Source organism: Kribbella sp. NPDC005582, from assembly GCF_040605415.1.
Taxonomy (GTDB): domain Bacteria; phylum Actinomycetota; class Actinomycetes; order Propionibacteriales; family Kribbellaceae; genus Kribbella.
On record NZ_JBEXCU010000006.1, the window covers coordinates 45,261 to 70,532 of the forward strand.

The window sequence follows — 25,272 nt, forward strand, 5'->3', positions numbered from 1 at the left end:
TCAGTAGACGAGCCGGCGCAGGAGGGTCTCGGCGGGACCGCGGTAGGAGCGGCGGCTCATCGTGTAGGCGCCGATCACCGAGACCAGCCAGACCGCGACCGCGCACCCGAGGGCGGCGTACGCCGTACTGCCGAAGCGGTGTCCGAGATCCATAGTGAACGGCGCCAGCAGTGCCATCCACGCGACCGACTGGAACAGGTAGCCCGACATCGACCGCTGACCCAGTGCGGAGATCGCTCGCACCGGCAGCGTCAGTCTGGTGATGCGGGCGACCAGCAGGCCGAACAGGGCGATGTATCCAGGACCGCCGAACATTCCGCTCACGTGCGACAGCATCGTCAGTGAATCGACAGCAGCCTCGTCGACGTGCAGCCAGCCCGCACCGACCAGGCCCAGCGGCAGACCGCCCAGAACAGTGATGCTCATACCGACCACGGCGACACGGGTGAGCAGAGTGCGGTGTGCGGCCGGGTTCTCGAGGATGTGCTTGCGAGCGGCCCAAATGCCCAGCCAGACGACGATGATGAACGGAATGACGCTGGCGGTGTGCAGCGGGTACTCGTGCAGGCGGTGCAGCAGGCTCTCGCCGTACGACGCGGCGCCCAGCGACGGGTTCGGCACGTTGGTGAGTGCGTGGGCCGGACCGGAGCTCGCGATCGTGGTGGCGATGGCCTGGACGGCGACGAAGACGACGTACCCGATCTCGAGGACCCAGATGCCGATGATGATCCGGTGGAACTTGTCGCTGCGATTGAGCAGGAGCAGCGTGCAGATGATGCCGACGATGCCGTACGCGCCCAGGAAGTCGCCGAAGTAGAGCAGCGTCGCGTGCACCGCTCCGAAGGCGATCAGCCAGGCGTTCCGCTTCAGCAGGATGCGCCGAACCGCGCCCGGGGTGGCGCCGGAGGAGCGCTGGCGCCGGGCCAGCTGGACCAGCCCGTAGCCGAACATCACGGCGAAGACCGGGTACGCCCGGGCGTCGACGAAGGTGAGTTTGAGGAAGTTGAGCAGCCGCTCGAAGCCGTGCGGCGCGCTCTCGACGCCGGGCTGGCCGGCGAACGCGAAGTTCGCGCTGTTGGCCAGCCCGATCAGCAGCAGCATCGCGCCGCGGATCAGGTCGGGCGCCAGGGCCCGTTCCTTGCCGGTGACCGGGCCGCGGTGATCGGCGGCCGGGAGGGTGTGCTGGATCGTCACGAGGATCAGCCTTCCAACTGTTTAGCCCTTGAACTGTTATGACGATCCTCCCGTCGCGCGGCGGCCCGCCCCAGTGCGCTGAACCCCCTGTCCGAGGTGGGTCCAGCACCACCGTTGTGACACCTCATGTCGATCTGGAGAAAAAGTGTCACATCTGGGCTATGCTGCGGGCATGGACAGCTTCCAGGCGACCATCGACGCCGACGGCCGGATCGAGCCGCGGGACGCCATGCCCGACGGCTACCGCAAGACCCTGATCCGGCAGATCGCGCAGCACGCGCACTCGGAGATCATCGGCATGCAGCCGGAGGGCAACTGGATCAGCCGGGCGCCGTCGCTGCGCCGCAAGGCGATCCTGATGGCCAAGGTCCAGGACGAGGCCGGTCACGGCCTCTACCTGTACGCCGCCGCCGAGACGCTCGGCGTGGACCGGGCCGAGCTGCTCGACCTGCTGCACGCCGGCCGGCAGAAGTACTCCAGCATCTTCAATTACCCGACCCTGACCTGGGCCGACATCGGGGCGATCGGCTGGCTGGTCGACGGCGCCGCGATCGTCAACCAGGTGCCGTTGTGCCGCTGCTCGTACGGCCCGTATGCGCGCGCCATGGTGCGTGTCTGCAAGGAGGAGTCGTTCCACCAGCGGCAGGGCTTCGAGATCCTGCACACGTTGTGCAACGGCACGCCGGGTCAGAAGGCGATGGCGCAGGACGCACTGGACCGCTGGTGGTGGCCGTCGCTGATGATGTTCGGCCCGCCGGACGCAGCGTCCACGCACTCCGAGCAGTCGATGGCGTGGGGGATCAAGCGGCACAGCAACGACGAGCTACGGCAGCGGTTCGTCGACATGACTGTCCCGCAGGCGGATGTGCTCGGGCTGCGCGTCCCGGACGACGGACTGGTGTACGACGAGGCCACTGGCCACTACAGCTTCACCGAGCCGGACTACACCGAGCTGTACGAGGTGGTGAAGGGCAACGGGCCCTGCAACGAGAAGCGGCTCGCCCACCGGGTCAAGGCACATGAGGACGGCGCCTGGGTTCGTGAGGCGGCAGCGGCGTACGCGGCGAAGAAGCTGGAGCGTGCCGCATGATCGAGCCGTTGTGGGAGGTTTTCGTGCGCTCGCGGCGTGGGTTGTCGCACACGCATGTGGGCTCGTTGCACGCGCCCGACGCGACCATGGCGCTGCGGAACGCGCGTGACGTCTACACCCGGCGCCAGGAAGGCGTGTCGATCTGGGTGGTGCGGGCGACCGACATCACCGCGTCCAGCCCGGACGAGAAGGACGAGTTCTTCGACCCGGCAGGTGACAAGGTCTACCGGCACCCGACGTTCTACGAGGTTCCGGAAGGCGTCGAGCACCTGTGAGCGACCTGTTCGAGTACACACTGCGGCTCGGTGACGACGCGCTGATCGCCGCGCAGCGCACCGCCGAGTGGATCGCGGCCGCCCCGCAGCTCGAGGAGGACGTTGCCCTCGGCAACATCGGGCTCGACCAGCTGGGGCAGGCGCGGTCGCTGCTGCAGTACGCCGGTTCGATGGACGGCCGCACGGAGGACGACCTCGCGTACTTCCGGGAGGAGCGTGAGTTCCGCAACCTCCAGCTGTGCGAGCTGCCGAACGGCGACTTCGCCCACGCGATGGCCCGCCTGCTGTACTTCGCGACGTACCAGCACCTCCTGTACGACGAGCTCCGGACGAGCGCGGACGAGACGCTGGCCGGGGTAGCGGGGAAGGCGGTCAAGGAGGTCGCGTATCACGTCGACCACGCGACGCAGTGGGTGCTGCGGCTGGGTGACGGTACTGCAGAAAGCCACCAGCGCATGCAGGCTGCGCTGGACGCGCTCTGGCCGTACACCGCGGAGATGTTCGAGTCCGACGAGCTGGTACGCCGGCTCCCGGTCGCTGTGGACCCGGCTGGCTTGCGTGATGAGTGGGAGCGCCGCGTGTTCGCGGTGATCGACGAATCGACGTGCAGCCGGCCAGAGGCGTCGTACCAGCACAAGGGCGGCCGGAGTGGTCGGCACACGGAGCACATGGGGTACCTGCTGGCCGAGCTGCAGCATGTGGCGCGCTCACACCCGGGGGCGACATGGTGACCGACGCTGCGATCCTCGACGCGGTCGGTGAGGTTGCTGACCCCGAGGTGCCGGTGCTGACGATCGCTGACCTCGGAGTGCTGCGCGGTGTGCGGCACGAGGGGGATGAGGTCGTCGTGACGATCACTCCGACGTACTCCGGGTGTCCGGCGATGGATCTGATCCGGCACGAGGTCGAGCTGACGCTTAGTTCGCTGGGTGTCCCTGGCCATGTCGAAACGGTGCTGTCGCCGGCGTGGACTACTGACTGGATGAGTGAAGCGGGTAAGGCGAAGCTGACCGAGTACGGGATCGCCCCGCCGACCGGGCGGCGTGCTGTCGGCGGACCGGTTTCAGTGTCGCTGACGATCCGCTGTCCGCTCTGCGGCTCACCTGACACGTCGGAGCTCAGCCGGTTCGGATCCACGTCCTGCAAGTCGCTCTGGCGTTGCAACAGTTGCCGCGAGCCCTTCGATCACTTCAAGGCGATCTAGATGACTAGTACTGCGGTTGTGGGTCGGCGCCGGGCGACGTTCCATGCGTTGAAGGTCGCGGCGATCGAGACGATCACCGACGACTCGGTGGCGATCACGTTCGCCGTACCGGAGGAGCTGGCGGGGGAGTACGACTTCACTGCGGGTCAGCACCTGACAGTTCGCCGTACTGGTGAGGACGTGCGGCGCAGTTACTCGATCTGCTCACCGGCTGGTTCCGGCGTGCTGCGGATCGGGGTGAAGCGGATCCCCGGTGGCACGTTCTCGGCGTACGCCGCGCATGAGCTCAAGGTGGGCGACGAGCTCGAGGTGATGACGCCACTCGGCCGATTCGGTACGACGCTCGACCCGGCCAACGCAAAGCACTACGCGTTTGTCGCCGCAGGCAGCGGGATCACGCCGGTGCTCTCACTGGTCGCCACGATTCTGGCGGTCGAGCCGTCGAGTCGCGTCACACTGCTCTACGGCAACCGCACTGCGGGGTCGGTGATGTTCGCCGACGAGTTGGCCGACCTGAAGGACGTGTACGCCGAGCGCTTCCACCTGGTGCACGTGTTGTCGCGCGAGTCCACCGAGGTGGAGCTGTTCAGCGGCCGCATCGACGCGGAGCGGTTGCAGCGCATGTTCGCGACGATCCTGCCGATCACCAGTGTCGACGAGTGGTTCCTGTGCGGTCCGTACGCGATGGTTGTCGGCGCCCAGGAGCTCCTGCTCGCCGAAGGCGTCGCCCGCGACCACGTGCACGCCGAGCTCTTCCACATCGGCGACGAAGCCCCCAAGCCCGCCGTCGAAGACACCACCGCCGACGCCGACGCCGCGCAGGTCACCGTCATCCTCGACGGCCGCCGCTCCACCTTCCCCTTGGGCGAGCACGGCCGACCGATTCTCGACGCCACCCTCGCCGTCCGCTCCGACGCCCCCTTCGCCTGCAAGGGCGGCGTCTGCGGCACCTGCCGAGCCAAGGTCCTCGACGGCTCCGTTCGCATGGACACCAACTGGGCGCTCGAGCCGGACGAGATCCGCGCCGGCTACGTCCTCACCTGCCAGTCCCACCCGACCACTTCGGCTGTGACCGTCGACTTCGACGCCTGACCCTCTGCGGGGCTAGTACTGCAGGCATGCGCATCACTATGTCTGCAGGAGAGTTCGAGTACGTCGACGCCGGCGACCCGGGTGCTCCACCGGTCGTCCTCCTGCACGGACTGAGCGGCAACAGCACGCGGTGGGACCTGGTCACCCCGGAGCTCGCCAAGCACCGCCGAGTGCTCGTTCTCGATCAGCGCGGACACGGCCTGAGCGTCCGCACCCCGACGTACTCGTTCGAGGCGATGCGTGACGACCTGCTGGAATTCGTCGACGCCCTCGGCCTTGGGCCGTTCCTGCTGATCGGCCACTCGATGGGCGGCACCGTCGCAGCCCTCTTCGCCGAACACCACTCGGACCGTCTCACCGGCCTGGTCCTGGTCGACGCCCCACCACCAGACGGTGACGGCGACTGGACCGTCCCGCCGCGCCCCACCGAAGACCCCGGCTTCGACTGGCCCTGCCTCCCCGCCATCTTCGCCCAGCTGGCCGACCCCGACCCCGCCTACGTCGCCGACCTCCCGAAGATCGCCGTACCAACCCTCATCCTCGGCGGCGGCACCACCAGCCCAGTCCCGCAAGAGAAGCTAGCCGCCGCCGCAGCCCGCATCCCCACCTGCACCCTCGTCACCCTCGAAGGCGCCGGCCACAACATCCACCAAACCCAACCCACCCAACTCCTAGCAGCACTAACAGCCCACTTCCCCGCCTAACTGCACCCCCGAGCACGTCGCACGAACGCCACCCGCCCGTGTGCGTCGTACCAGCAAGCGTCACCAAAGCGGACGCCGAGCGAGCATCACCCCACCTACCCACACGCACGTCGTACGAGCGCCCACGGGCAAGCGCGCCCCGTAGCAGCCACGCGGCAGTTGCCCGGCAACTAGCCACACTCACCAAGGTGGCTTCGGTGGCGGTCGGAGATGCAGTCCAGCTCGACTGTGAGGACAGTGCCGCCGGTAATCGATAGAGAACAGCACACAGGCCACAGTCGAGCGCAGACTGCTCGCACTCGGCACGGTGGCTTCGGTCGCGCTGGCACAAGCTCACCCGGCAGGCTGACCCAGCGCGTTGTGGGTGGGCCAACTGCATGCGGCCAGCCCACCCACATGCCGAGTGGCTGACCCGTCAAATGGAACCGGCCGGCCGCAGCGGATGCGACCGGCCAGCCAAACCTCAGGTACTGCGTCAGTCGGTGCCGGATTCCATGGCGGCGCGGTCGAGCAGCAGGTCCTCGTCGGAGGCCTCGCCGCGGGACGCGATGGCCTGCGCGCCACCGGTCGGCATCGGGCCGATCAGGTCGGTCGACGACGCCAGCGCCGGGTTCGACGAGCCGAACATGCCGAGACCGGCGTACTGCTCGAGCTTGGAGCGGGAGTCGGCGATGTCCAGGTTCCGCATCGTCAGCTGACCGATCCGGTCGACCGGGCCGAAGGCCGAGTCCTCGATGCGCTCCATCGACAGCTTGTCCGGGTGGTAGGACAGCGACGGGCCGGTCGTGTCGAGGATCGAGTAGTCCTCACCGCGCCGCAGCCGCAGTGTCACCTCGCCGGTGACCGCCGTACCGACCCAGCGCTGCAAGGACTCCCGCAGCATCAGGGACTGCGGGTCGAGCCAGCGGCCTTCGTACATCAGCCGGCCGAGCTTGCGGCCCTCGTTGTGGTAGCTGGCCAGCGTGTCCTCGTTGTGGATCGCGTTCACGAGCCGCTCGTACGCCGCGTGCAGCAGCGCCATGCCCGGGGCTTCGTAGATGCCCCGCGACTTCGCCTCGATGATCCGGTTCTCGATCTGGTCGGACATGCCGAGCCCGTGCCGGCCGCCGATCGCGTTCGCCTCGAGCACCAGGTCGACCGCCGTACCGAACTCCTTGCCGTTGATCGTCACCGGCCGGCCCTGGACGAAGCCGATCGTGACGTCCTCGGTGGCGATCTCGACCGACGGGTCCCAGTGCGCGACGCCCATGATCGGGTCGACGACCTCGAGGCCCTGGTCGAGGTGCTCGAGCGTCTTCGCCTCGTGCGTGGCGCCCCAGATGTTGGAGTCGGTGGAGTAGGCCTTCTCGACCGAGTCCCGGTAGGGGAGGTCGTGGCTGGCCAGCCACTCCGACATCTCCTTGCGGCCGCCGAGCTCGTGCACGAACTGCGCGTCCAGCCAGGGTTTGTAGATCCGCAGCTGCGGGTTCGCGAGCAGGCCGTACCGGTAGAACCGCTCGATGTCGTTGCCCTTGAACGTCGACCCGTCGCCCCAGATCTGGACGTCGTCGTCGAGCATCGCCCGGACCAGCATCGTGCCGGTCACCGCCCGGCCGATCGGCGTGGTGTTGAAGTACGTCCGGCCGCCGGACCGGATGTGGAAGGCGCCGCAGGCGAGCGCGGCCAGGCCTTCCTCGACCATCGCCGCGCGGCAGTCCACCAGCCGGCTCAGCTCGGCCCCGTACGCCGTCGCCCGGCCGGGCACCGACGCGATGTCGGGCTCGTCGGGCTGACCGAGATCGGCGGTGTAGGTACAGGGCACCGCTCCCTTGTCGCGCATCCACGCGACCGCGACCGACGTGTCGAGACCTCCCGAGAACGCGATCCCGACCCGCTCACCAACCGGCAACGACGTAAGCACCTTGGACATAGGAAGAGTATGCATGACCCTGAATGATTATGCAAAATGCCCGGGATGGGTGTGGCTGTTGTGACTGCTGGGGCTGGATTGAGAGGATGGAGGTCTGCTGGAGGGGAGTGAGGCGCACCAATGATGGGGCGGTCGCATGCGTTGTCGGGGTGGGTCGTGGGGCTGGCGGTGGCGCCGCTGGTCGGGCTGACCTCGGTGGCCGAGGTGGTGCCGTTCGCCGCGGCGACCGCGGGGTACGCGTTGGTACCGGACCTGGATCATCCCGGCGGGAGCGCGTCCCGGATTCTCGGGCCGGTGACCGGCCTGATCTCCAGTGCGATCCGGACCTTCTCCGGTGTTCTCTACCGCCTCACCAAAGGTCCACGCGACGAGGACAGCACCGGTAAGCATCGCCATGCCACGCATACGCTGGCGGCCGCGATCGGTCTCGGCATGCTCGCCGCCAGCCTGGGCGACCGCGGCAAGTGGGCAGTGCTGGCCATCGCGGCCACCGGACTGCTGCTCGCGGCCCACGTGCTCGGCGACTGGGTCTTGTTCGCGGTCCTCGGAGCCACTGCCTATTCCGTCTTCGGTACGGCGCTCCCCGGTACGACGCCGGCCGACGCGCTCCAGGCGGGTCTGTCGGGGATCGGCGGCTGGATAGGTGTGGCCGTGGGGCTCGGGATGTTCACGCACTGTCTGGGCGACAGCCTGACCCGCTCCGGTTGTCCGTGGCTGTGGCCGCTGCCGATCCGCGGCGAGACCTGGTACGAACTACGCCTGCCCCGGTTGCTCCGGTTCAGTACGAACAGCCGCGTCGAGCGGCTGATCGTCGTACCGGCGTTGCTGATTGCCGGGATCCTGCTGCTGCCAGGCGTCTATCCGTTCGTTTTGTCTACATTCAGTGATGGAGACGTTACTCAAAGTGCACACAGAATTTTTTCCGGACTTTTTTCGTGGAACCTGTAACGACCCCATGGGTCTGCCCGATAGGACGAGTGAGCCTGGTGGCTGCCCGGACCCCCGAGCGGACAGCCACCAGGCCTACTCATTTCTTCAGGGCGTCGGGACGGTAATCTGAGCACCATGTCCTCGCCAGAACTCCTCGCCGCGTCGGCGCTGCCTTTCGGCCGCTTGACCACGGCCATGGTGACCCCCTTCCAGCCCGACGGATCCCTTGATCTGGCCGCGGCGCAGAAGGTGGCCACGCACCTTGTCGACGGCGGGAACGACGCCCTGATCCTGAACGGGACGACCGGCGAGGCCCCGACCACCTCCGACCAGGAGAAGGCGGACATCATCCGCGCGGTCCGCGAGGCTGTCGGCGATCGCGCCAAGCTCGTCGCCGGCGTCGGGACGAACGACACCGCGCACACCATCGAGCTCGCCCGGCAGGCCGAGGCCGCCGGCGCCGACGGGCTGCTGGTCGTGACGCCGTACTACAACAAGCCTCCGCAGGAGGGTCTGCGGCGGCACTTCACGCAGGTCGCGGACGCGACCGGCCTGCCGAACCTGCTCTACGACATCCCCGGCCGGGCCGGGGTGGAGATCAAGACCGAGACGCTGATCGCGCTCGCCGAGCACCCGCGGATCGTGGCGGTGAAGGACGCCAAGGGCGACCTGGCCGCGACCACGAAGGTGCTCGCGAACACCGATCTGTTCTACTACTGCGGTGCCGACGAGCTGAACCTCGCCATGCTGGCGATCGGCGCAGTCGGCATCGCGAGTGTCGTTGCCCACGTCGCCGGCCCGGAGTACCGGCAGCTGATTGACGCCGTACTGGCCGGCGACCTCGCCCGAGCACAAGAGATTGATCGACGGTTGGTGCCCGCCGTCGAGACGATTATGACCATTACCCAGGGCGCCATCATGGTGAAGGCCGCGCTCCAGCTGGCCGGCGTCATCGAGCACGCGACGTTGCGGTCGCCGTTGGTTGAGGCGACCGCCGAACAGATGGATCGGCTCACCACCGACTTGAAACTGGCAGGACTGATTGCATGAGCCATCCCCATCCACATCTCGACGCGCCCGGACCGCTGGCTCCGGGCGCTTTGCGGGTCATCCCGCTCGGCGGCCTCGGTGAAGTAGGCCGCAACATGACCGTCTTCGAGTACGACGGCAAGCTGCTGATCGTCGACTGCGGAGTGCTGTTCCCGGACGAGAACCAGCCCGGCGTGGACCTGATCCTGCCGGACTTCCAGCCGATCCGGCACCGGCTGAACGACGTCGTCGCGGTGGTGCTGACGCACGGCCACGAGGACCACATCGGCGGGTTGCCCTACCTGCTGCGTGAGCGGGGCGACATCCCGGTGATCGGGTCGCAGCTCACGCTCGCGCTGCTCGAGGGCAAGCTGAAGGAGCACCGGCACCGCAACGTGCCGCAGCAGACCGTGGTCGAGGGCGAGAAGCTGCAGATCGGCCCGTTCGTCTGCGAGTTCGTCGCGGTCAACCACTCGATCCCGGACGCCCTCGCGGTCGCGATCCGGACGCCGGCCGGCATGGTGCTGCACACCGGCGACTTCAAGATGGACCAGCTGCCGCTGGACGGCCGGATCACCGACCTGAACGCGTTCGCGCGGCTGGGCGAGGAGGGCGTCGACCTGTTCTGCGTCGACTCCACCAACTCCGAGGTCCCCGGCTTCACCACGCACGAGCGCGACATCGCGCCGGTGCTGGACGGCGTCTTCACCAAGGCGAAGAACCAGCGCATCATCGTGGCCTGTTTCGCCTCCCACGTGCACCGCGTCCAGCAGGTCATGGACGCGGCGGTCAAGCACCGCCGCAAGGTCGCGTACGTCGGCCGTTCGATGGTGCGCAACATGGCCGTGGCGCGGGACCTGGGCTTCCTGAAGGTGCCCGGCGACACGCTGATCGACATGCGTGAGCTGGAGAACTACCCGCCGGAGCAGGTCGTGCTGGTCTCCACCGGATCCCAGGGCGAGCCGATGTCGGCGCTGTCCCGGATCGCGGCCAACGACCACCACGTCGTCCAGATCCAGCCGGGTGACACCGTCGTCCTGGCGTCCTCGCTGATCCCGGGCAACGAGAACTCGGTCTACCGGGTGATCAACGGCCTGACCCGGCACGGCGCGAACGTGGTCCACAAGGGCAACGCCCTGGTGCACGTCTCCGGGCACGCGAGTGCCGGCGAGCTGCTCTACTGCTACAACATCGTCAAGCCGCGCAACGTGATGCCGGTGCACGGCGAGATCCGGCACCTGCACGCGAACGCCGAGCTGGCGATCCAGACCGGCGTACCGCGGGAGAACGTGGTCGTCGTCGAGGACGGTGTGGTGGTCGACCTGATCGACCGCAAGGTCGTCGTGGCCGGCAAGGTCGACTGCGGCTACGTCTTCGTGGACGGCTCGACGGTGGGCGACATCACCGAGACGTCGCTGAAGGATCGCCGGATTCTGGGCGACGAGGGTTTCATTTCGGTGATCGCCGTGATGGACTCCGTCACCGGGAAGCTGACCGCCGGACCGGAGATCCAGGCCCGCGGGTTCGCCGAGGACGACACCGTCTTCGACGACCTGAAGCCGAAGATCGAGGCGGAGATCGCGAAGGCGATCGGCGGCGGGGTGGACGACATCTACCAGTTGCAGCAGGTGATCCGCCGGGTGGTCGGCAAGTGGGTCAGTGACACCCACCGCCGGCGCCCGATGATCATCCCGATCGTCGTGCAGAGTTAGGGCATCTCTCTTGACTCCCCGCCTACTGCGCTGCACTCGGCACGGCACCTCGCCGCACTGGAGGAAAGGCCACGATGGAAAAGCATCGAGGCCTCCCCTCCAGCGCACCGATGCACCGCGCCGAGCACATGCTCGCTACGGCGCGGACTCAAGAGACATACCCTAAGTACTTCGGTACTGGGACAGACAGGGAGTGGGCCGGCGATGAGCATCAACGGTGTGAACGGCACGGGGCAGCGCCGGCCCACGATGAAGGAGGTCGCGGCCCGGGCCGGCGTGGCGCTGAAGACGGTGTCGCGGGTGGTCAACGAGGAGCCGAACGTCAGCCCCGAGCTGACCGCGAAGGTCCAGGCGGCGATCAAGGAACTGAACTACACGCCGAACGAGTCGGCCCGGATGCTGCGCCGCGGCAAGACCGGGACGATCGCGGTGGTCATCCGCGACATCGGCGACCCGTTCTTCGCCTCGCTCGGCCGCGCGGTCGAGCTGTGGGCCCGCTCGTCGGGCTCGGTCGTGATGATCGGCCTGACCGACGAGGACCCGGAGCGCGAGCGCGACGTCTGCCTGGAGTTCGTCGCTCGCCGCCCGGACGCGCTGATCATGGCGCCGATCGGAGAGACCCAGGAGTACCTGGCGCCGCATGTCGACGCCGGGATGGCGGTCGTCACGATCGACCGTCCCGCGCACGGCATCGAGGCGGACGCCGTACTGGCGGACAACGCCGGCGGCATCGACCAGGCGATCGATCACCTGGTCCGCCAGGGACACCGGCGGATCGCGTACCTCGGCGACGACGAGCGGATCTTCACCGCGCGCGAGCGTGTGGTCGCCTACCGGGCCGCGATGGCCCGGCACCGCATCGACGTGGACGAAGACCTCGTGCACCTGTCCGAGCCGACCACGGAAGGCATCGGCATCACGCTGTCCGCCGTACTGGATCGGCCGGAGCCGGCGACGGCGCTGCTGTCGGCGAACAACATGACCACGGCCGAGGTACTGCGTGGGCTGGCCGGCCGGCGTGATCAGGTGGCGCTGGTCTCGTTCGACGACCTCGCGCTCGGCGACCTGCTCAAGCCCGGTCTGACCGCGGTCGCACAGTCGGCCGACGTGATGGCTCGGACCGCGATCCAGCTGATGACCGAGCGCCTCCCCGAACCGCACCGGCCCGGCCGGACGGTCCGGGTGCCGGTCAAACTGACGATTCGTGGCTCGGGGGAGATCCCGCCGTCCTCGTAGTCTCTGCGCCCGGTTCACCGAACCGGGCCAGTACGACGGCAGCCGCGACCGCGACGAGGAAGCCGCCGACCGCGACGGCACCGAAGCCTGGCCGGGAATGATCTCCGAGTGCCAGCAGCCCGACCAACGCTGGGAAGACGGTCTCGCCGACGACCAGCATGGCCGTCGCCATCGTGACGCCGCCGCGCTGCAGCGCCGACGCGTAGAAGAACATCGCCAACGCACCGCCGACCACGGCTGTGTAGAGGGCCGGGTCGGCGAGCAGCTTGAGCGGGTGGAAGTCGTGGATGATCCGGCCGGAGATCGCCACGACGCCGAACGCCAGCCCCGCGACCAGTCCGAGCAGGGGAGCCCGCAGTCGCTGCGGAGCGCGCTGGGTCGCGAGCCCGGCCAGCCCGAGCAGAATCGTTGCCCCGATCAACCACATTCGGAAGGCGTGACCGACCGCCGTACCGCCCTCGCTGCCGGCCGAGATCCCCAGCAGCGCAAGCCCGCCACAGACCGCGACCACGGCTGTCCACTCCTTCGCCCCAAGCCGTACGCCGAGCAGCCGCGATACGACCGCAGTCACCGCGAGGCTCGCGGCCAGCGCCGCCTGTACGACGAACAGCGGCAGCGACTGCAGGGCAACCATCTGCAGCCCGAACCCGAGCAGGTCCATCCCGATACCCACCAGAAACCGCCACTGACCGACGATCCGAACGACTCCGCGCGCACTGACATCAGGGCTGGTCCGGGCCGCCGCAGCCTGCAGCACCGACGCCAATCCATAGGCGACCGCCGCAGCCAACGCACAAATCAACCCCAGCACCATGCGGCCACACTACTTGCGGTAAGCGCTCACCAGTGGGCACTGGAACGGGTCGCGGGCGTGCAGGCCGACGTTGTTCAGGTACTCGACGACGATGCGGTACGACGCGAACAGGCCGACCTCAGTGTATTTCACGCCGTGCAGTTCGCAGTACTCGCGGACAATCGGGCGCACGCGGCGCAGCGTCGGGCGCGGCATGCTCGGGAAGAGGTGGTGCTCGATCTGGTAGTTGAGTCCGCCCATGGCGAAGTCGACGAGCACACCGCCGCGGATGTTGCGTGACATCAGCACCTGGCGGCGGAGGAAGTCGAGCTTCATGCCGGCAGGTACCAGCGGCATGCCTTTGTGGTTCGGTGCGAAGGCAGCGCCCAGGAACACTCCGAAGACGGCGAGCTGCACAGCCAGGAACGCAGTGGCCTTGGCGGGTGGCAGCAGCACGTACAGCGCGGCGACGTACAGGGTGAGGCGGGTGATCACGACCGCTAGCTCGACCCGCTCTAGTTTGCCGGCGTCACGGCGACACAGGTGCCGGATGCTCGACGCGTGCAGTCCGAGGCCTTCCAGTGTCAGCAGGGGGAAGAACAGCCAGCCCTGGCGTGCGGCGATCCACCGGCCGAGCGGTCCGCGGCTCAGCACCGCATCCGGTGTGAAGGCGACCGCCTTCAGTTGCACATCGGGGTCTTTGTCCACCTGGTTCGGTGCGGCGTGATGACGTGAGTGTTTGGTGCGCCACCACGTCACGCTCATCCCGGCGAGCGCACCGGCCAGCACCCGAGCCGTCCAGTCGTTCCACGCCGCAGAGTCGAAGATCTGCCGGTGCGCACTGTCATGGCTCAGAAAAGCGACCTGAACGAGCACCAGCGCCAGCACCACAGCCAGCACCAGCTGGAACCACGAATTGCCCAGTACGACGACGCCTACCGTGACACCGGCCAGCGCAACGAGCACCAGGCCGATCCGCGTGAAGTAGTAGCCGTACCGCCGTCGTAACAGCCCGAGCTCCTGCACTGTCCGCAGTAGGTCGGTGTAGAGGCTGGTGTACTGCTGCGGCGGACGCACTCGTTCAGGATCGAGACCTGTCACCAACTACCCCCGGTAGGCCGAGACAAGCGGACACTGCCACGGGTCCCGCGCCCGCAGCCCGACGTTGTTGAGATAGTCCACGATGACCTTGTACGACGCCAGCAGGGACACCTCGGTGTAGTTCACACCGTGCCGTTCGCAGTACTCGCGGACGATCGGCTGGACCGTCTTGAGCGTCGGCCGCGGCATGCTCGGGAAGAGATGGTGCTCGATCTGGTAGTTCAGTCCGCCCATCACGAAGTCGATCAGCAGACCGCCCCGGATGTTGCGCGACATCAGCACCTGGCGACGCAGGAAGTCCACCTTCATCGATGCCGGCACCAACGGCATGCCGGTGTGGTTCGGTGCGAACGATCCGCCGAGGCAGACGCCGAAGACGGCGAGCTGCAGGCCGAGGAACGCGAACGCCTTACCGGGCGGCAACAGGTAGAACAGCAGCGCGAGATAGCTGCCGATGCGGGTCAGCACCAGGGCGCCCTCGACTCGCTCGACCTTCTTCGCGCCCCGGCGGAACACGTGCCCCACGCTGGACACGTACAGGCTCAGGCCTTCCAGCGTCAGCAGCGGGAAGAACAGCCAGCCCTGCCGGGCGGTCAGCCAGGCCTGGAACCCGGTCCGGCGAGCCGCCTGCTCCGGGGTGAAGGCGACCACGCCGATGTCGATGTCCGGGTCGTGCTGCAACTGGTTCGGCGCTGCGTGGTGCCGGCTGTGCTTCGACTTCCACCAGGCCGAGCTGATCCCGATCAGGCCGCCCGCGAGCAGCCGCGCGGTCCAGTCGTTCCATCTGGCCGACTGGAAGATCTGCCGGTGCGAGCTGTCGTGGCTGAGGAACGCGACCTGGGTCAGCACGAGCGCGAAGGCGCCGGCCATCAGGAGCTGGAACCACGAATTGCCGAGCAGGCCGACACCGACCCAGACTCCGGCGAAGGCGGCGAGCACCAGGCCGATCCGGATCCAGTAGTAGCCCGGCCGCCGCCGGAGCAGGCCGAGGTCACGAACGGTGCGCATGAGGTCGGTGTAGAGATTCGTGAAGCGCTGTTGCGGATTACTGTCCGCGACGAGCTGTGACAAGAGAACACCCCGGTCCGGGTAGTACATCGCGTCGATGCGCCACCAGGTTCAGGGCAGCGCCACAACTGTGGCTGATGCCCCCAACGGAACCACGTGAGGCAACCCTTCGCAAGGCGACTCCGATACCGCGCCAAGCAGTCACCACCAGTTCACACGTCAGTCATCCCGCCGGATGACGCTTGGCGCATGAAACTGAGTCGCCGCCAGCTCCTGGCCGCATCCACCGTCGCCGGTGCTTCGCTGGCGTTGCCCGAGGTCGCTGTGGCGGCTCCGAACGTCGTACGGCGTGATCGGCCCGCACTGCCGTCGGGAGTCATGTCGGGTGACGTCAGCTCGAACTCTGCCGTGGTCTGGTCGCGCACCGACCGTGATGCGCGGATGGTCGTCGACCTGACGAGCCATGGTCGCTTCGATCGCGCAGTGCGGCTGTGCGGCCCGGTCACCGGATCGGACCAGGACTTCACCGCTCAGCTGCCGCTGCGGGGCTTGCGCCCCGGTCAGCGGTACGACTACCGGATCGCGTTCGAGGACGCGTACGGCCGGCGTGGTGAGTCCGCCGAGGGCTCCTTCAGTACGCCGGGCCGAAACCGCGGACTGTCGTTCGTCTGGACCGGCGACACCGCCGGCCAGGGGTACGGCATCAACCCGGAGTTCGGCGGGATGATCGCGTACAAGGCCATGCACGAGACCCGCCCGGACTTCTTCCTGCACTCCGGCGACAACATCTACGCCGACGGCCCGATCGCGGCGACGGTGCAGATCCCGGACGGCACGGTGTGGAAGAACGTGGTGACCGAGGAGGTCTCCAAGGTCGCCGAGACGCTGGCGGAGTACCGCGGCCGGTACAAGTACAACCTGCTCGACGACAACGTCCGCGCCCTGTACGCCGACGTACCGATCGTCAGCCAGTGGGACGACCACGAGACGCTGAACAACTGGTACCCCGGCGAGATCCTCACTGATGACCGCTACACCGAGAAGCGGGTCGACGTACTGGCGGCCCGAGCCCGGAAGGCGTTCCTCGAGTACCTCCCGATGGTGCATACCGCCGGCCGCAACCGCATCTACCGCAAGGTGAGCTACGGACCGCTGCTCGACGTCTTCTGCCTCGACATGCGCACGTACCGCGGCGCCAACCCCACACCGGCCACCGTCGGCCCGGTGGCGATGCTGGGCACCGAACAGGCGGAGTGGCTGGTGCGTGAGGTGGCCGCGTCCAAGGCGACCTGGAAGGTGATCGCCAGCGACATGCCACTCGGCCTACTGGTTCCGGACGGCCCGCTGATCGAGGCCGTCGCGAACGGCGTCGGCGGCGCGCCCGGCGGTCGCGAGCACGAGATCGCCTGGGTGCTCAGCCAGTTCAAGAAGCGCAAGGTGCGCAACACGGTCTGGCTGACCGCGGACGTGCACTACTGCGCCGCCCACCACTACGACCCGTCGCGTGCGGCCTTCACCGACTTCGACCCGTTCTGGGAGCTCGTCGCCGGTCCGGTGAACGCAGGCACGTTCGGCCCGAACACCCTGGACCCGACCTTCGGGCCGAAGGCCGAGTTCGTGAAGGCCGCCGACTTCCCCAACCAGCCGCCCAGTGGCGGCAACCAGTTCTTCGGCCACGTCCAGATCGACCCGCGCACCGGCGTCTTCACCGCGTCGCTGCGCAACCTGTTCGGCACAGTCCTCTGGGCCAAGGACCTCGATCCAGCCCACCGCTGACGGCGCTCAGTGCTGCGCGAAGAACTCCAGAGCGTGCTCGATCACGGCGTCCGGCCGGTCGTCGACCAGGAAGTGTGACGCGCCGGCGACCTCGACCACCTCGAGGTCGTCGACGAACGGCTCGTAGCCGTGGATCGAACCGGCCCGTACGACGTGGTCCTCGGCGCCCACGAGGACCCGGGTCGGCGTGGTCAGCCGCTGGCTGTTCTTCGCGCGCATCATCCGCAGACCCTCGGGCTGGATGAAGGTGCGGTACAGCGCCGAGCCGGCCACCGCCCGGGCGCTTTCGGTGAACTGTGACGCGAAGAGCTCGATCGTCTCCTCCGGCATCGCGACCGTGTGACCACGCAGCATCGTCCGGGCCAAGCTCGTCCGATGGAGTGCCCACGGGCCGAGTCCGGGCCAGGGGAGAAGCAGGTTGAACCACCCGTGCCGCAGGACCTTCGGCAGCATGCTGAGCTCGGGCTTCGCGCCAGGCGGCGGAATCGACAGCACCAGGTGATCGCGGACGCGCTCGGGGTTCTGCAGGCACAGCAGGAACCCCAGCATGCCGGACCAGTCGTGCGTCAGCAGATGCACCCGATCGAGTTCGAGCGCGTCCAGCAGGCCGGTGACGTCGCCGAGCAGCGTCTCCCGGTCGTACCCGGTGGGCGGCGCGTCGGACTCACCGGCGCCGCGCAGATCCGGACAGATCACCCGGTACTTCTGCGCGAGCGCCGGAATCACGTCGCGGTACTCCCACCAGTGCTGCGGAAATCCGTGCAGCATCAGCACAGCCTCACCGCTGCCGGCCTCGGTCACGTGCAGACGCACGCCCGCGAGGTCGACGAACCGGTGGCTCACCCCCTGAAGATCCATCATCCGACGGTACTACGAACATAGTACGACCGCTACTACGCTTATAGTGACGCGGTGGATTCTCCGCGTACGCGCGCCCTCCGTGCCGCTGTCGACCTGCTGGGGACCGAAGGCCTCCGGGCATTGACGCACGCCCGGGTCGACGAGCGGGCAGGCCTGCCGAAAGGCTCGACCTCCAACTACTTCCGCAGCCGGGCCGCCTTGCTGACCGGTGTCGCCGACTGGCTCGCGGAGGCGGATCTCCAAGCGGTCGGTCCGGCCTTCCGGCCGACGACGGCGGCGGAGTTCGTGGATGCGATGTGCTGGCTGTTCGACCTCATCACCAGAGTCAATCGCGTGCAGACCACGGCCCGGTTGGTGCTCTTCCTCGAGGGCAGCCATGACGCCGAACTCCGCGAGTCCCTGTCCCGCGGCCGGGCCGCACTGGAGGCCGGCGCCACCGAAGGCCTGACCGCGCTCGGCGCCGCGGATCCTGTCGTGGCGGCTCGCATGGTTGCCGCTGCATCGGAAGGGCTGATCCTGCATCGGATCGCCCGGCACGACGACGTCGACCCACGGCCGATCTTCGAGCTTATTGCGCGGGCGGTGGCTCCGGGCGCGGGTTAGGTTTGTCCCCATGACCTACCCGGACAGCCGCCGCGACGATGTCGTCGAAACCTTGCATGGGCACGAGATCGCGGATCCCTACCGCTGGCTCGAAGACCCTGACGCACCGGAGACGCAGGACTGGGTCCGGCGTCAGAACGAGTACACCGAGGCCGAGCTGGCGAGCTATCCGGAGCGGGAGTGGTTCCAGACCACAATGTCCGCGATCCTGGCGCGGCCGCGGGCCGGAGTGCCGGCCAAGAAGAGCGGCTGGTACTTCGTCGGTCGCAACGACGGCACGCAGGCACAGGATGTCGTGTACGTCGCTGGGTCGCTCGCGGAGCTGCTGGACGGCGGCCGGGTGCTGATCGACCCGAACACGTTGTCCGCCGACGGCACCGACTCGCTGGGCTCGTTCACCGTCAGCCCCGACGGCAAGTACTTCGCGTACGGCATCAACGAGAGTGGTAGCGACTGGACGACGTTCAGGCTGCTCGACATCGCCACTGGGGATCCGGTGGACGACGTGGTGACGGAGGCCAAGTTCTGCGAGGCCACGTGGCTGCCGGACAGCTCGGCGTATCTGTACCTGCACTACGCGTCCAGCGGGCGCAGCGAGGGCACGGAGACCACCACACTTGCTGCTGGGCAGCTGAAGCTGCACCGCGTCGGCACACCGCAGTCCGAAGACGAGCTGGTCCTCAGCTTCCCGGACAACGACCGGTTGTTCATCACACCCGAGGTCTCCGACGACGACCGGTACGTCGTCGTCCACATCACCGAAGGCACCGACCCCGCGTCGCTGCTGTGGCTCTACCCGATCACCACCGATGGTCTCGGCGAGCCGATCAAGGTCGTGGACGAGCTCGCCGACGAGATCTTCTTCGTCCGGATGTCCGGTGACCAGCTGGTGCTGCAGACCGACCGTGACGCTCCGCTCGGGCGCGTGGTGCTGGCCGACCTCGACGGCACGTTCACCGACCTCGTCCCCGAAGGGGAGCACGCCCTGCAGGCTGTCCGCGGGACAGCGTCGGGACTCGCGACCCTGACGCTGGCAGACGCCCAGCCGGTGCTGAAGCTCTACGACCTCGACGGTTCGCGTGAACGCGTGGCCGACGTACAGGGTGGTGGTGTGCTCGCTCTGAACGCCAGCACCAAGCACGACGAGCTCTTCATCGGTTTGTCGACCACTGTCGATCCCACGGTCTCGTACGTCGTCTCCGCATCGACCGCCGAGGTGCGGGCGCTGCCCGAGCTGGTGCAGGGTTCCAGCAGCTACACCTCGCCCGAGGTCACGGTGCTGCGCAAGAAGGCTGGCGAGGTTCCGTACTTCCTGATCAGCCGTTCCGACCTCGACTTCGCCGCACCGCGTCCGACCCTGCTCTACGGGTACGGCGGCTTCCGCATCCCGATCCTGGCCGACTACAAGCCCGGCTGGGCGGGTTGGCTCCAGGCCGGGGGAGTGCTGGCGATCGCCAACCTGCGGGGCGGCGGTGAGTACGGCAGCGACTGGCACGACGCTGGCCGGCTCAAGAACAAACAGCAGGTGTTTGACGACTTCATCGCCGTCGCGGAGCATCTCGCCGAGACCGGTGTGACCACTCCGGAGCAGCTGGCGATTCACGGCCGCAGCAACGGCGGACTGCTCGTCGGTGCGGCCATGACGCAGCGGCCCGACCTCTTCAAGGTCGCGCTGCCCGGTGTCGGCGTACTGGACATGCTGCGGTTCCACCTGTTCACAGTGGGTGCCGCGTGGGCTTCCGACTTCGGGCATCCGGACAACCCGGAGCAGTTCGAGGATCTGCTGGCCTACTCGCCGCTGCACCGCGTGCAGGACGGTACGGCGTACCCGGCCACGCTCGTGGTCACCGGTGACCACGATGACCGGGTGGTGCCGTTGCACAGTCACAAGTTCATCGCTGCGTTGCAGCATGCCCAGTCCGCGGCCGAACCCGTCTTGACCCGAGTGGAGGTCAACACCGGTCACGGCTTCGGCAAACCCGCCGCGATGATCGCGGCGGAGTGGGCGGACCTACTGGCGTTCGCTGCTCACCATGTAGGTCTGAAGACTCCTGAGCAGTAGGAGGGCCTTGTCACCAGATGCGGGGTGCGTGGAGGTCACGAGGGTCGTCGGCCGGCTGACAGCCGTGGTCGGTGTCCTCGTACTCCGCGCGCGGCCCGTTGGTGGCCAGCGTGCGCACTGCGCCGACCAGCCGGTCCACGTGCTCGCGGGTCGTCCCGAGGCCGAGGCTGGCGCGGACCGCCGTACCGTGTTCGGGTGCGTCGGCGAGCAGGTGGCCGACCAGCGGGTGCGCGCAGAACTTGCCGTCGCGGACGCCGATGCCGTACTCCGCGCTGAGTGCGGCGGAGACCAGCGTCGAGCTCAGACCCTTGATCGTGAAGCAGACGGTGCCGACGCGGTCGGCCTCGGCGCCGAAGATCGAGTACGTCGTGACCTCGGCGATCTGCGCGAGGCCGGTGCGGAGCCGGGCGAGCAGACTGCGCTCGTGCTGCTCGATCGCCTCGCGGTGCCGGCTGATCGTCGCGCAGGCCGAGGCCAGGGCGATCGCGCCGATGACGTTGGGGGAGCCACCCTCGTGCCGGGACGGGCCGGTCGCCCAGACCACGCCGTCGCCGGTGACCGCGGTGGTCGCGCCCCCGCCGTACAGGTAGGGGTCGGCGGCGTCGAGCCAGTCCGCGCGGCCGATCAGCGCACCGGCGCCGTACGGCGCGTAGAGCTTGTGGCCGGAGAGCGCGACCCAGTCGACGTCCAGCTCGGCAATGTCGACGGTGCGGTGCGGTGCCAGCTGGGCAGCATCGAGGCAAATCCGCGCACCGTGCGCCTTGGCGACGGCGGCGAGCTCGGCGATCGGGAAGATCTCGCCGGTGACGTTCGACGCGCCGGTGACGACGACCAGCCGCGGACCCTCCGGAGCGGACCGCAGCGCGTCGGCCACAGCGGTCACGGCCGCACTGGCCGATTCGGGAGCCGCAAGCCGGACGGTGCGCTCCTCGCCCCACGGCAGCAGCGCGGCGTGGTGCTCGGACTCGAAGACGATCACTGTCGCGTCGGCCGGGACCGCGTGTGCCAGCAGGTTCAGTGCGTCGGTGGTCTGCCGGGTGAAGATCACCTGGTCGTCCGCGCGGGCGCCGACGAAGCTGTGCACCTCGGCGCGGGCCCGCTCGTACCACTGGGTGGTGATGCGGGAGGCGTAGCCGTTGCCGCGGTGGACCGACGCGTACGACGGCAGGGCCGCCTCGACGCTGGTGCGCACCGACTCCAGACACGGAGCGCTCGCACCGTGATCGAAGTTCGCGTAGTCCGTCACGCGGCCGTCGGCCAGCGGGACCAGCAGGTCGGCGCCGACGGTGGCAGGGATCGAACCGTTCGCCGGGCGGGTGACCGCCGCGCGCGGGGTGGTCGTGCTGGCCGGCTCGAGGATGGAGAGGATCGACATGGCTTCGCTCCCGGGAAGTCCGCACTTGCCGAACGGGGTATCCGCACGGCCTGGTCCTCACCCGGGGCACCCCACCGCGGAGGAGGGTTGCCGGCCAGCGAGCCGGGGCTTGACGCTGGCGCTCATGACCTGCCGAGAACGGTAACGAACCGGCCACGAGGACGCCAGCCCTAATCTCATGCTATGAGATACACATACACATCGTGAGACGACGCGAGGAGCGGACATGATCGGAAGACTGCATCACCTGGCGTTCGACTGCCCGGATCCGCTCGCACTGGCGGAGTTCTACGCCGCGGTGCTCGGCAAACCGATCACCTACCGCAGCGACGACTGGGTGGTGGTCGCCGACAACGACCGGACCTCGGGGCTGGCCTTCCAGCGGGCCCCGGAGTACCAGCGGCCGCAGTGGCCGGACCCGGCCCATCCGCAGCAGGCGCACTTCGACGTGATGGTCGACGATCTCGAGCCGGCCGCCGCGGCGGTGATCGCGCTCGGCGCGCGCCGACTGGCCGACTCGGTGTTCGAGGATCCGGCGGGGCATCCGTTCTGTCTGATCCGGCGACCGGACTGGGCGCCGCCGGTCAACCCGTAACCGGTTGGCCGCACGCGGGCCTCGCCGTGTTGGATGGGCGGCATGAACAACACCGCGGTCTGGACCGCCCCTGAGGTTGAGCGTCCGGACGGATCGCTGACCGCGCCCGAAGCCGAGCTGCTGCAGGGCTATCTGGACTTCTATCGCAGGACCTTGCTGTTCAAGTGCGCCGGCCTGACCGCCGAGCAGCTCGCCGAGCGGCCGTCCCCGCCCTCGAACCTGTCGCTGCTGGGCCTGATCCGGCATCTGACCAAGGTCGAGCGGATCTGGTTCCGGATCCACTTCGCGGACGGGGACCCGGTCGAGCCGCTGTTCGCGCCGGAGCTGGGCAAGGACGCCGACTTCGAGCTCATCGACCCGGCGGACGCACAGGCGGCGTACGAAGGGCTGATCGCGGAGTGGAAGCTGTCTGATGCGGCGGCCGCCGGACGCTCGCTGGACGAGCGGTTCACGTTCCGGGGGACGGAGTCGACGCTCCGGATGATCTACATCCACATGATCGGCGAGTACGGGCGGCACTGCGGGCACGCGGACCTGCTGCGGGAACAACTCGATGGCGTCACCGGAGCCTGATCGATCTGGTAACAAGTCTTCCGATGGCCCGGAGGCTGTGGTCAACTTCCTGCCATGAAGCGTCCGGCCGCCCTCGTCGCGCTCCTCTTCGCGGTGCTCACCGCGTTGCTGGTCGCGCCCGCGAGTGCGGCGTACGGCGTCCGGATCGAGGTGCTGTCGACGCCGCGTGCGGACTTCGTCAGCGACGGCAACGCGCTGATCGGCATCACCGGACGGAACCTCGAGAACGTCGTCGTCGAGCTGAACGGACGTGATGTCACCGGCGTCTTCACGCGGACCCGCGACCGGCTGATCGGGCTGGTCCGGGGTCTGGTGGTCGGCCGGAACACGGTCACCGCGGGCGAGGCCCGGCTCGGCATCACCAACTATCCGCGGTCCGGCCCGATGCTGGCGGGACCGCACGAGACGCCGTACATCTGCGGGACGGCCGGGTTCACGACGCTCGCGAAGGTGAAGCTCGGGCCCGCGACCGGGCCGAACTGTTCGGTGCCGACCCGGGTCGACTACCTGTACCGCTCGACGGTGGACCGGTCGCTGAAGGTGCTGCCGGCAACGAAACCGGCCGACCTGGCGACGACCACCACGTCGGACGGCCGGCGGGTGCCGTACATCGTCCGCGTCGAGACCGGCGTGATCAACCGCTCGATCTACGAGTACGCCGTACTGCACGATCGCGCCGAGGGTGCGCCGAGCGCGCAGCGGCCGCCGTCGGGCTGGAACGGCCGGCTGGTCTACACGTTCGGCGGCGGTTGCCCGGGTGGGTGGTACCAGCAGGGGAGCACCACCGGCGGGATCAACGACGACGTACTGCTGGGTCGCGGGTACGCCGTTGCTTCGTCGAGCCTGAACGTGTTCGGCGTGAACTGCAACGGGGTGCTCGCCGCCGAGACGATGACGATGACCCGCGAGCACATCGCCGAGACGATCGGCGTACCGCGGCAGACGATCGGCTGGGGCTGCTCGGGCGGTTCGTACCAGGTCTTCCAGATCGCCGACAACTATCCGGGGCTGCTGGACGGGATCATCGCGTCGTGCGTCTTCCCCGAGGTCGGTTTCGCGACGCTGCACACGATCACCGATGCGCTGCTGCTGGATCACTACTTCCGGTCGGCCGGCGGCTGGACCGACGCCGCGAAGCGTGCCGCGGCCGGGTTCGGCAAGGTCGAGACGATCGCCAACCTGGCCGGCGCCGCCCGACGGATCGACCCGCGGGTCTATTGCCCTGAGCAACTACCTGTGGCGCTGCGCTACGACCCGGTGTCGAACCGCGGTGGTGCGCGCTGTGATGTCTACGACCATCAGGTGAACATCTGGGGCAAGAACGCCTCAGGTGTGGTCCGGCGGCCTCTGGACAACGTGGGGATTCAGTACGGCCTGGCCGCGCTGAACGCGGGCAAGATCACCGCGGCGCAGTTCGTCGACCTGAATCGCGCGATCGGCGGCTTCGACACCGACGCCAACTTCGTCCCCGGTCGCACGCAGGCCGATCCTTCGGCGATCAGCACGGCGTACCGGACCGGACAACTGATCAACGGCGGCGGGGGACTGGCGAGCACGCCGATCATCGACTACCGGCAGTACCTGGACGAACTGCCGAACGGTGACATTCACCTGATGTTCCACTCGTTCTCGCTGCGTGAGCGGCTGGTGAAGGCCAACGGTGACGCGGGCAACCAGGTGATGCTGGTGCAGCCGGCCGACGCGCCCGGCGGCTTCAGCTCCGCCAACCCCGTCGTACTGTCCGCGCTGAAGTCCCTGAACCAGTGGATGGACGCGATGGACGCCGACACCGGCCCTGGCTCGCCGCACAGCCGCCTGCTCCGCAATAAGCCGTCGTCGCTCGTCGAGGCCTGCTGGAGTCCGCAGGGCCCCAAGATCGTCGAGAAGCAGGTCAACGGCATCGGTACGACCCGGTGCAACACGCTCTACCCGGTCTGGCCGGCGCCGCGCCAGGTGGCGGGCGCATCTGTTGCCAACGACATCATCAAGTGCCGCCTGCGTCCGCTGTCACCCGCGGACTACCGAGCCGGCTTCACTGCGGGCCAGTGGAAAGCTCTCCGGCAGGCCTTCCCGCGCGGCGTTTGCGACTGGAAGGCACCGGGCATGGGCCAGCAGCGTCCCACTGAGGCGTGGCCCGTCTTCTGAGCCGT

The 25,272-nt window shown here is 68.2% G+C and carries 23 protein-coding genes and 1 riboswitch; of the genes, 16 read left to right on the forward strand and 7 right to left on the reverse strand.

Annotation, left to right across the window (positions count from 1 at the left end; all coding sequences use genetic code 11):
- Complete coding sequence (locus tag ABZS29_RS29530) at nucleotides 1-1,194, reverse strand: DUF418 domain-containing protein (protein WP_355466711.1); 1,194 nt, start codon at nucleotides 1,192-1,194, stop codon at nucleotides 1-3.
- A 172-nt stretch (nucleotides 1,195-1,366) separates the two neighbouring features.
- Here ABZS29_RS29530 and paaA point away from each other — a divergent pair, with 172 nt between their 5' ends.
- The 6 genes from paaA to ABZS29_RS29560 are packed head-to-tail and all read left to right on the forward strand — an operon-like array spanning nucleotide 1,367 to nucleotide 5,559.
- Nucleotides 1,367-2,284 carry a 1,2-phenylacetyl-CoA epoxidase subunit PaaA gene (paaA, locus tag ABZS29_RS29535; protein ID WP_355466713.1) on the forward strand — a complete coding sequence of 306 codons (918 nt, stop codon included), beginning with the start codon at nucleotides 1,367-1,369 and terminating at the stop codon, nucleotides 2,282-2,284.
- The gene (gene paaB, locus ABZS29_RS29540; RefSeq protein ID WP_132414127.1) at nucleotides 2,281-2,559 is read left to right on the forward strand and encodes a 1,2-phenylacetyl-CoA epoxidase subunit PaaB; all 279 of its coding nucleotides are present in this window, start codon (nucleotides 2,281-2,283) and stop codon (nucleotides 2,557-2,559) included. Before paaA ends, paaB begins: the two co-directional genes overlap by 4 nt.
- Nucleotides 2,556-3,290, forward strand: coding sequence for a 1,2-phenylacetyl-CoA epoxidase subunit PaaC (paaC, locus tag ABZS29_RS29545; protein WP_355466715.1), 735 nt, complete (start codon nucleotides 2,556-2,558; stop codon nucleotides 3,288-3,290). Before paaB ends, paaC begins: the two co-directional genes overlap by 4 nt.
- Nucleotides 3,284-3,763: a 1,2-phenylacetyl-CoA epoxidase subunit PaaD gene (gene paaD / locus ABZS29_RS29550; RefSeq protein WP_355466717.1), complete on the forward strand. Its 480-nt coding sequence runs from the start codon at nucleotides 3,284-3,286 to the stop codon at nucleotides 3,761-3,763. The genes paaC and paaD overlap by 7 nt, the downstream gene beginning before the upstream one ends.
- The gene (gene paaE / locus ABZS29_RS29555; RefSeq protein ID WP_355466719.1) at nucleotides 3,764-4,855 is read left to right on the forward strand and encodes a 1,2-phenylacetyl-CoA epoxidase subunit PaaE; all 1,092 of its coding nucleotides are present in this window, start codon (nucleotides 3,764-3,766) and stop codon (nucleotides 4,853-4,855) included.
- A gap of 38 nt (nucleotides 4,856-4,893) precedes the next feature.
- On the forward strand, nucleotides 4,894-5,559 hold the full coding sequence (locus ABZS29_RS29560; protein ID WP_355466721.1) for an alpha/beta hydrolase: 666 nt from the start codon (nucleotides 4,894-4,896) through the stop codon (nucleotides 5,557-5,559).
- Nucleotides 5,560-6,034: 475 nt separating this feature from the next.
- Here the strand turns inward: ABZS29_RS29560 and argG are convergent, their stop codons facing one another.
- On the reverse strand, nucleotides 6,035-7,468 hold the full coding sequence (gene argG / locus ABZS29_RS29565) for an argininosuccinate synthase (RefSeq protein WP_355466723.1): 1,434 nt from the start codon (nucleotides 7,466-7,468) through the stop codon (nucleotides 6,035-6,037).
- A gap of 123 nt (nucleotides 7,469-7,591) precedes the next feature.
- On the opposite strand from argG, the gene ABZS29_RS29570 reads away from it, so the two are divergent.
- From ABZS29_RS29570 to ABZS29_RS29585, 4 genes are all read left to right on the forward strand, one after another.
- Nucleotides 7,592-8,416 carry a metal-dependent hydrolase gene (locus tag ABZS29_RS29570; RefSeq protein ID WP_355466724.1) on the forward strand — a complete coding sequence of 275 codons (825 nt, stop codon included), beginning with the start codon at nucleotides 7,592-7,594 and terminating at the stop codon, nucleotides 8,414-8,416.
- Between the two features lie 117 nt (nucleotides 8,417-8,533).
- Entirely contained in the window at nucleotides 8,534-9,448 is a 915-nt protein-coding gene (dapA, locus tag ABZS29_RS29575) for a 4-hydroxy-tetrahydrodipicolinate synthase (RefSeq protein WP_355466726.1), read from the forward strand.
- Nucleotides 9,445-11,139 carry a ribonuclease J gene (locus ABZS29_RS29580; protein WP_355466728.1) on the forward strand — a complete coding sequence of 565 codons (1,695 nt, stop codon included), beginning with the start codon at nucleotides 9,445-9,447 and terminating at the stop codon, nucleotides 11,137-11,139. Before dapA ends, ABZS29_RS29580 begins: the two co-directional genes overlap by 4 nt.
- Nucleotides 11,140-11,343: 204 nt before the next feature.
- Nucleotides 11,344-12,375, forward strand: a complete 1,032-nt coding sequence (locus ABZS29_RS29585; RefSeq protein WP_355466730.1) for a LacI family DNA-binding transcriptional regulator — start codon at nucleotides 11,344-11,346, stop codon at nucleotides 12,373-12,375.
- Here ABZS29_RS29585 and ABZS29_RS29590 read toward each other — a convergent pair.
- From ABZS29_RS29590 to ABZS29_RS29600, 3 genes are read right to left on the reverse strand one after another with little or no spacing between them, the layout of a single operon-like run.
- Nucleotides 12,329-13,189, reverse strand: coding sequence for a hypothetical protein (locus ABZS29_RS29590; protein WP_355466732.1), 861 nt, complete (start codon nucleotides 13,187-13,189; stop codon nucleotides 12,329-12,331). The two genes, ABZS29_RS29585 and ABZS29_RS29590, sit on opposite strands and share 47 nt — an antisense overlap.
- Nucleotides 13,190-13,198: 9 nt before the next feature.
- Nucleotides 13,199-14,245: an acyl-CoA desaturase gene (locus ABZS29_RS29595; RefSeq protein ID WP_355466734.1), complete on the reverse strand. Its 1,047-nt coding sequence runs from the start codon at nucleotides 14,243-14,245 to the stop codon at nucleotides 13,199-13,201.
- A gap of 27 nt (nucleotides 14,246-14,272) precedes the next feature.
- Nucleotides 14,273-15,277 (reverse strand): acyl-CoA desaturase, encoded by a 1,005-nt coding sequence (locus tag ABZS29_RS29600; protein ID WP_355466735.1) that lies wholly within the window; start codon nucleotides 15,275-15,277, stop codon nucleotides 14,273-14,275.
- Between the two features lie 249 nt (nucleotides 15,278-15,526).
- Between ABZS29_RS29600 and ABZS29_RS29605 the strand changes: the two genes are divergently transcribed.
- A complete protein-coding gene (locus ABZS29_RS29605; protein WP_355466737.1) occupies nucleotides 15,527-17,053 on the forward strand; it encodes an alkaline phosphatase D family protein in 1,527 nt (508 codons plus the stop codon).
- 6 nt (nucleotides 17,054-17,059) lie between these two features.
- On the opposite strand, the gene ABZS29_RS29610 is transcribed toward ABZS29_RS29605, so the two are convergent.
- A complete protein-coding gene (locus tag ABZS29_RS29610; protein ID WP_355466739.1) occupies nucleotides 17,060-17,911 on the reverse strand; it encodes an alpha/beta hydrolase in 852 nt (283 codons plus the stop codon).
- A 54-nt stretch (nucleotides 17,912-17,965) separates the two neighbouring features.
- Here ABZS29_RS29610 and ABZS29_RS29615 point away from each other — a divergent pair, with 54 nt between their 5' ends.
- Together ABZS29_RS29615 and ABZS29_RS29620 are read left to right on the forward strand one after the other, a co-directional pair.
- Nucleotides 17,966-18,517: a TetR family transcriptional regulator gene (locus tag ABZS29_RS29615; protein ID WP_355466741.1), complete on the forward strand. Its 552-nt coding sequence runs from the start codon at nucleotides 17,966-17,968 to the stop codon at nucleotides 18,515-18,517.
- A gap of 10 nt (nucleotides 18,518-18,527) precedes the next feature.
- Nucleotides 18,528-20,579 (forward strand): prolyl oligopeptidase family serine peptidase, encoded by a 2,052-nt coding sequence (locus ABZS29_RS29620; protein WP_355466743.1) that lies wholly within the window; start codon nucleotides 18,528-18,530, stop codon nucleotides 20,577-20,579.
- Between the two features lie 10 nt (nucleotides 20,580-20,589).
- Here the strand turns inward: ABZS29_RS29620 and ABZS29_RS29625 are convergent, their stop codons facing one another.
- Nucleotides 20,590-21,954, reverse strand: coding sequence for an aminotransferase class V-fold PLP-dependent enzyme (locus ABZS29_RS29625; protein WP_355466745.1), 1,365 nt, complete (start codon nucleotides 21,952-21,954; stop codon nucleotides 20,590-20,592).
- A 16-nt stretch (nucleotides 21,955-21,970) separates the two neighbouring features.
- Nucleotides 21,971-22,084: riboswitch (SAM riboswitch) on the reverse strand.
- Nucleotides 22,085-22,180: 96 nt separating this feature from the next.
- Between ABZS29_RS29625 and ABZS29_RS29630 the strand changes: the two genes are divergently transcribed.
- The 3 genes from ABZS29_RS29630 to ABZS29_RS29640 are packed head-to-tail and all read left to right on the forward strand — an operon-like array spanning nucleotide 22,181 to nucleotide 25,267.
- Complete coding sequence (locus ABZS29_RS29630; RefSeq protein ID WP_355466747.1) at nucleotides 22,181-22,549, forward strand: VOC family protein; 369 nt, start codon at nucleotides 22,181-22,183, stop codon at nucleotides 22,547-22,549.
- A gap of 42 nt (nucleotides 22,550-22,591) precedes the next feature.
- Complete coding sequence (locus tag ABZS29_RS29635; RefSeq protein WP_355466749.1) at nucleotides 22,592-23,122, forward strand: DinB family protein; 531 nt, start codon at nucleotides 22,592-22,594, stop codon at nucleotides 23,120-23,122.
- 54 nt (nucleotides 23,123-23,176) lie between these two features.
- Nucleotides 23,177-25,267: a DUF6351 family protein gene (locus tag ABZS29_RS29640; RefSeq protein ID WP_355466751.1), complete on the forward strand. Its 2,091-nt coding sequence runs from the start codon at nucleotides 23,177-23,179 to the stop codon at nucleotides 25,265-25,267.
- The last annotated feature ends 5 nt before the right edge of the window (nucleotides 25,268-25,272 follow it).

Coding starts and splice junctions, on each gene's coding strand:
- paaA (WP_355466713.1), top strand. CDS start 1,367: ATGGACAGCTTCCAGGCGACCATCGACGCCGACGGCCGGATCGAGCCG.
- paaB (WP_132414127.1), top strand. CDS start 2,281: ATGATCGAGCCGTTGTGGGAGGTTTTCGTGCGCTCGCGGCGTGGGTTG.
- paaD (WP_355466717.1), top strand. CDS start 3,284: ATGGTGACCGACGCTGCGATCCTCGACGCGGTCGGTGAGGTTGCTGAC.
- paaE (WP_355466719.1), top strand. CDS start 3,764: ATGACTAGTACTGCGGTTGTGGGTCGGCGCCGGGCGACGTTCCATGCG.
- ABZS29_RS29560 (WP_355466721.1), top strand. CDS start 4,894: ATGTCTGCAGGAGAGTTCGAGTACGTCGACGCCGGCGACCCGGGTGCT.
- argG (WP_355466723.1), bottom strand. CDS start 7,468: ATGTCCAAGGTGCTTACGTCGTTGCCGGTTGGTGAGCGGGTCGGGATC.
- ABZS29_RS29570 (WP_355466724.1), top strand. CDS start 7,592: ATGGGGCGGTCGCATGCGTTGTCGGGGTGGGTCGTGGGGCTGGCGGTG.
- dapA (WP_355466726.1), top strand. CDS start 8,534: ATGTCCTCGCCAGAACTCCTCGCCGCGTCGGCGCTGCCTTTCGGCCGC.
- ABZS29_RS29580 (WP_355466728.1), top strand. CDS start 9,445: ATGAGCCATCCCCATCCACATCTCGACGCGCCCGGACCGCTGGCTCCG.
- ABZS29_RS29585 (WP_355466730.1), top strand. CDS start 11,344: ATGAGCATCAACGGTGTGAACGGCACGGGGCAGCGCCGGCCCACGATG.
- ABZS29_RS29590 (WP_355466732.1), bottom strand. CDS start 13,189: ATGGTGCTGGGGTTGATTTGTGCGTTGGCTGCGGCGGTCGCCTATGGA.
- ABZS29_RS29600 (WP_355466735.1), bottom strand. CDS start 15,277: ATGCGCACCGTTCGTGACCTCGGCCTGCTCCGGCGGCGGCCGGGCTAC.
- ABZS29_RS29605 (WP_355466737.1), top strand. CDS start 15,527: ATGAAACTGAGTCGCCGCCAGCTCCTGGCCGCATCCACCGTCGCCGGT.
- ABZS29_RS29610 (WP_355466739.1), bottom strand. CDS start 17,911: ATGGATCTTCAGGGGGTGAGCCACCGGTTCGTCGACCTCGCGGGCGTG.
- ABZS29_RS29620 (WP_355466743.1), top strand. CDS start 18,528: ATGACCTACCCGGACAGCCGCCGCGACGATGTCGTCGAAACCTTGCAT.
- ABZS29_RS29625 (WP_355466745.1), bottom strand. CDS start 21,954: ATGTCGATCCTCTCCATCCTCGAGCCGGCCAGCACGACCACCCCGCGC.
- ABZS29_RS29630 (WP_355466747.1), top strand. CDS start 22,181: ATGATCGGAAGACTGCATCACCTGGCGTTCGACTGCCCGGATCCGCTC.
- ABZS29_RS29635 (WP_355466749.1), top strand. CDS start 22,592: ATGAACAACACCGCGGTCTGGACCGCCCCTGAGGTTGAGCGTCCGGAC.
- ABZS29_RS29640 (WP_355466751.1), top strand. CDS start 23,177: ATGAAGCGTCCGGCCGCCCTCGTCGCGCTCCTCTTCGCGGTGCTCACC.